At 69.5% G+C, this 4,106-nt stretch carries 6 protein-coding genes; 4 read left to right on the plus strand and 2 right to left on the minus strand.

The window, feature by feature from the left end; genetic code table 11:
* The coding region (locus D474_RS0114305; protein WP_017614239.1) for a GntR family transcriptional regulator at window positions 1-657 on the minus strand (657 nt) is incomplete at its 3' end.
* Between the two features lie 589 nt (window positions 658-1,246).
* On the opposite strand from D474_RS0114305, the gene D474_RS0114315 reads away from it, so the two are divergent.
* The 4 genes from D474_RS0114315 to D474_RS0114330 all read left to right on the plus strand — a co-directional run bounded on the left by D474_RS0114315 (window position 1,247) and on the right by D474_RS0114330 (window position 3,748).
* On the plus strand, window positions 1,247-1,957 hold the full coding sequence (locus D474_RS0114315; protein ID WP_017614240.1) for a response regulator: 711 nt from the start codon (window positions 1,247-1,249) through the stop codon (window positions 1,955-1,957).
* Between the two features lie 101 nt (window positions 1,958-2,058).
* On the plus strand, window positions 2,059-2,490 hold the full coding sequence (locus D474_RS28785) for a PLD nuclease N-terminal domain-containing protein (protein WP_017614241.1): 432 nt from the start codon (window positions 2,059-2,061) through the stop codon (window positions 2,488-2,490).
* 176 nt (window positions 2,491-2,666) lie between these two features.
* On the plus strand, window positions 2,667-3,308 hold the full coding sequence (locus tag D474_RS0114325) for a hypothetical protein (RefSeq protein WP_017614242.1): 642 nt from the start codon (window positions 2,667-2,669) through the stop codon (window positions 3,306-3,308).
* A gap of 83 nt (window positions 3,309-3,391) precedes the next feature.
* On the plus strand, window positions 3,392-3,748 hold the full coding sequence (locus D474_RS0114330; RefSeq protein WP_017614243.1) for a nuclear transport factor 2 family protein: 357 nt from the start codon (window positions 3,392-3,394) through the stop codon (window positions 3,746-3,748).
* A gap of 72 nt (window positions 3,749-3,820) precedes the next feature.
* On the opposite strand, the gene D474_RS0114335 is transcribed toward D474_RS0114330, so the two are convergent.
* On the minus strand, window positions 3,821-4,106 hold a 286-nt coding region (locus D474_RS0114335), incomplete at its 5' end, for a 2-oxo acid dehydrogenase subunit E2 (RefSeq protein WP_161628685.1).

Genomic DNA, 4,106 nt, shown 5'->3' on the forward strand with positions numbered 1-4,106 from the left:
GTCGGAGGTCTCCACGGGACGCCCGCGCGAGTAGTGGGTGCGCTCTACGACCAGCACCGGAACACCCGGGGTCGCGTGCATGAGGTCGGCCTCGATCTCCTTCAGCGCGCGCAGACACACCTCCTCCACGACCCCGTCGACCGGGCGGCCCACCGCTTCGAGCCGGGAGATCGTGCTCTGCCCGGGCTCGGCGTCGAAGGGTGTGTGCAGGGTTCCGGTGGTGATGAGCGCCGGTTCCCACGAAAGGTGCAGGGCGACGGGGCGGTCCAGGGTCATGCCGCGTGCGGTGGTCAGGTAGACTGGTTCGTCCTGGCGCAGGCGCAGGCGGGTGCACACGGATGGTTGGCCGCGCTGCTGTTCGGTGCCCACGATCTCGCGACGGAGCCCGCCCAGGCCCTGGACGGAGCCGGTGTCGGTGCGCAGGATGCGGTGTCCCACCGGGTGGTCGGGCACGAAGTACCCGGCGCCGCGGCGGGCCTCGACCACGCCTTCGGTGGCCAGGAGGCGAAGGGCGGCACGGGAGACCTGTTCGCTGACGCGGTACCGGCGGGCGAGTCGGGTGCGGGAGGGTAGACGGGTTCCGGGGGTGATCTCACCGCGCTGGATGGGGCGCCGGAGTTGCTCGGCGAGCCAGACGTAGCGTGGTTGCCTCTCCACGGCTCACGTGTTCCCGACGGCCGTCGGCCCGGCCGCGGGTGTGGCTCTGAGGGGGCCCGTCGTCGGGGGGTCGTGAGTGAACCTGTCAGATCGCCGAAGCTCGCCCATGTTCCCAGTAAAGCAGCCAAAAGCCCTGGTAGAAGCCCCTACTGGCAAGTAGGTGACGATGGGTCCGTGACGGGGGGTGGTGGGGAACCGGTTCTGAGCTGCGGGAACGCAGGGATCGTCGCTCCTCGGTTCTGTAATTGTCCGAGCACACAGGGCACATGGTAAACGCCGGGGCAGCACGACCCCGGGGCACTCCCCTGACAAACCCGGCGCGGAGCCCACCAAGTACCTGTCGGGGGAATACTGGCGAGTACGTACCGTAATCGCGTGCACTGTGGGAAACTGCCCTCGAACCCACAGACACGGAGGCCCACGATGCCGAGCGGTCGGAATCGCCCCTGCCCCGGTTCCCCCGAGCCCCCCGACCACCAGGGCGCCCCGGGTGCCCACGCCGATCCCCTGCCTCCCCGGAACCGCGCCGGGTAGAGGCGAGGCACCTCCTGGGAGAATGGTCGACAGCCACACGTAGGAAGGCGCCGCCGTGAGCCCCCACCCCCCTGCGCCAGCTGGGCTCTACCCCGTACCCGCCTCGGACCCCGAGGCCATCCGCGTCCTGGTGGTCGACGACCACGCTCTCTTCCGCCGCGGCATGGTCTCCGTGCTGGACGACGAGAAGGACATCGACGTGCTCGGCGAGGCCGGGACCGGTGAAGAGGCCGTGCGCCTGGCCGGCGAGCTCAGGCCCGACGTGATCATCATGGACGTGATGATGCCGGGCGCCGGCGGTATCGACGCGTGCCAGCAGATTCGGCGTACCACCCCGGACACCCGCTTCATCATGCTCACCATGAGTGACGAGGAATCCGACCTCTTCGACGCGCTCAAAGCGGGGGCGACCGGCTACCTCCTCAAGGAGATCGGGGTGACCGACCTCGCCGGCGTCGTGCGCCAGATCGCCTCCGGACGCTCCACCGTGAACCCCTCCATGGCGACCAAGCTCATCGGGGAGTTCGCCGAACTTGCCAAACAGGAGAACACCGCACCGCAGCCCCAAGCGGTACCGGAGCTGACCCCGCGCGAGACCGAGGTCCTGCGCCTGCTGGCCCATTCGCTGAACAACCGGGAGATCGGGGCGCGGCTGTTCATCACCGAGAACACCGTGAAGAACCACGTGCGCAACCTGCTGGAGAAGCTCCAGGTGCACTCCCGGACCGAGGCGGCCATCTACGCTGTGCGCTCCGGCCTGGCCTGAGTTCGGTCAGGCGAAACGCCCGAACCCCGCGGCAGGGGTGTCTCTCGAGGGGTGTGAATTACCCTGAGTGACTATACGGGTACTTCATGTTTGGGGGAGACATGGTCACACAACTCGCAGACACCATGGACAGGCCGGAATTCGGTTGGGTGGGCGTGCTCTTCGGGGTGATCATGGCGGTGATCGCCCTGGCCGTCCTCGTGCTGGTCATCGCCGCCGTCATCTCGGCCCTGATCAACCCCGACACCACCGGTGGCGGGAAGCTCCTGTGGGTGCTGGTGATCCTCTGGTACCCGGTCCTGGGCGCGGTGGCCTGGTTCGTGCTCGGGCGCAAGCGGCACCTGAACCGGCTGATCGGGATCGACAAGGGCGCGCGCCACAGCGGCCCGCCCAGCAACGGCCAGCACAGCAACGTCGCCCAACCCCCGCCGGGCGAGCCCGGTGGGCCCGGCGCTCCCGGAGCTCCCGGTTCGGGTCCCGGAGGGGCTCCCGGTGCGAGCCCCGGTTTCGGCCCCGGAACGGGCACCGCCTGACATCCGCCCGACACCCGAACGCCCCGGCCATCGAGGCCGGGGCGTTCCTGCTGTGCACAGCCCTGTGACCGTGTGGTGGGACGAGAGGCGGGTAGGGCCGGGAAAACAGGCCCGCCCCGCGCAGGACACGGGCGCAGGCAGGTCCGCAGGGAACCGTCGACCTCACGGGGGCCCTCATGGCCGAACAGAGCACCATCGCCCGGTCCGTACTTGAGGAGGCCGGGACCACCCTGGCCTCCGAGGCCGGGATCAGAATGGGCGACAAACCCGCTGCGCTGTGGCAGATGTTGGTTCTGGTGAACCTGCTGTCCGCGCCGATCTCCGCCCGCATCGCGATGGACGCCGCGCGGGAGCTCAACACCGCGGGAGGTACCACTCCGCGGGGCATGGCCGAGCTGACCTGGCAGGACCGCGTCGATGCCCTGGGCAGAGGCCACTACGTGCGCTACGACGAGAGCACCGCGACGCGTCTCGGTGAGTGTGCCGAGCAGGTGCAGCAGGACCACCGGGGCGACCTGCGCCGTCTGGCGGCCGACCACGAACGTTCCGAGCTGCTGTCCGGGCTGAAGGGGTTCTCCGGCGTGGGGCCGACCGGTGCGTCGATCTTCTGCCGTGAAGCACAGGCCGTCTGGCCGTGGTTGCGTCCCTTCACCGACGAACTCACCCGTAAGGGGGCCGGACGTGTCGGGCTGCCCCGGGACGAGGCGGAGCTCGGCCGGCTCGTCCCGGGGGACAGCATGGCCGCCTTCGCCTCCGGGCTCACACATGTCGCGCGTGACGGGGAACTGGCCGACCGGGTCCTGGAGCGGGCCGGGTGACGTTCCGTTGTCGGACCGTGGCTGGTCCGTCCCGTTTGCCGGCGGTCAGGAGGTGTGGGCGTTTCGTGGGGTAAGAAGCGTGCATGTCGGAATTCGCAGAGAGAGTGCGCCGGTACTACACGCTGGTCGACGCCAACGATGTCCCCGGGCTCATCGCCCTGTTCGCCCCGGACGCCGTGTACCGCCGTCCCGGGTACGAACCCATGGTCGGCCGCGAGAGCATCGAGGCGTTCTTCGGCGGGGAACGTGTGATCGCCGACGGCCGCCACGAGATCACCCAACTGGTGGAGGGGGACGGGGCCGTGGCCGTCCGGGGCACCTTCGAGGGGACGCTCAAGGACGGAAGCGCGGCGAGCGCGGAGTTCGCCGACTTCTTCACACCCTCACCCGACGGGCTCTTCCACCGCCGGACCTCCTACTTCCACGTCCCCCTGATCTGACGTGCCCAGCCCCTGACACGACGGACGCCCCGGCCGCAGCGGCCGGGGCGCCGGAGTATGCGCAGGCAGGACCTACAGGATGATGCGCATCGGCTGCTCGAGGATCTCCGCGAGCTCCTTCAGGTACGCGGCACCCACGGCACCGTCAACGGCGCGGTGGTCGACCGACAGCTCCAGCGAGATGCGGTTGCGCACCTCGACCTCGCCGTCGACCACGACCGGCTCCTGGCGCATCGCACCGACGGCCAGGATCGCGGCCTCCGGCGGGTTGATGACCGCCGAGAAGCTGTCCACGCCGAACATGCCCAGGTTGGACACGCTGAACGTGCCGCCGCTCATCTCCTGCGGCTTTAGCTTG

The sequence above is a fragment of the Nocardiopsis salina YIM 90010 genome (genome assembly GCF_000341025.1).
In the GTDB taxonomy this organism is placed as follows: domain Bacteria; phylum Actinomycetota; class Actinomycetes; order Streptosporangiales; family Streptosporangiaceae; genus Nocardiopsis; species Nocardiopsis salina.

What these genes read in the sequence shown, in the direction of transcription:
- D474_RS0114330 (WP_017614243.1), top strand. Translation starts at nt 3,392, where the DNA reads ATGTCGGAATTCGCAGAGAGAGTGCGCCGGTACTACACGCTGGTCGAC.
- D474_RS28785 (WP_017614241.1), top strand. Translation starts at nt 2,059, where the DNA reads ATGGTCACACAACTCGCAGACACCATGGACAGGCCGGAATTCGGTTGG.
- D474_RS0114325 (WP_017614242.1), top strand. Translation starts at nt 2,667, where the DNA reads ATGGCCGAACAGAGCACCATCGCCCGGTCCGTACTTGAGGAGGCCGGG.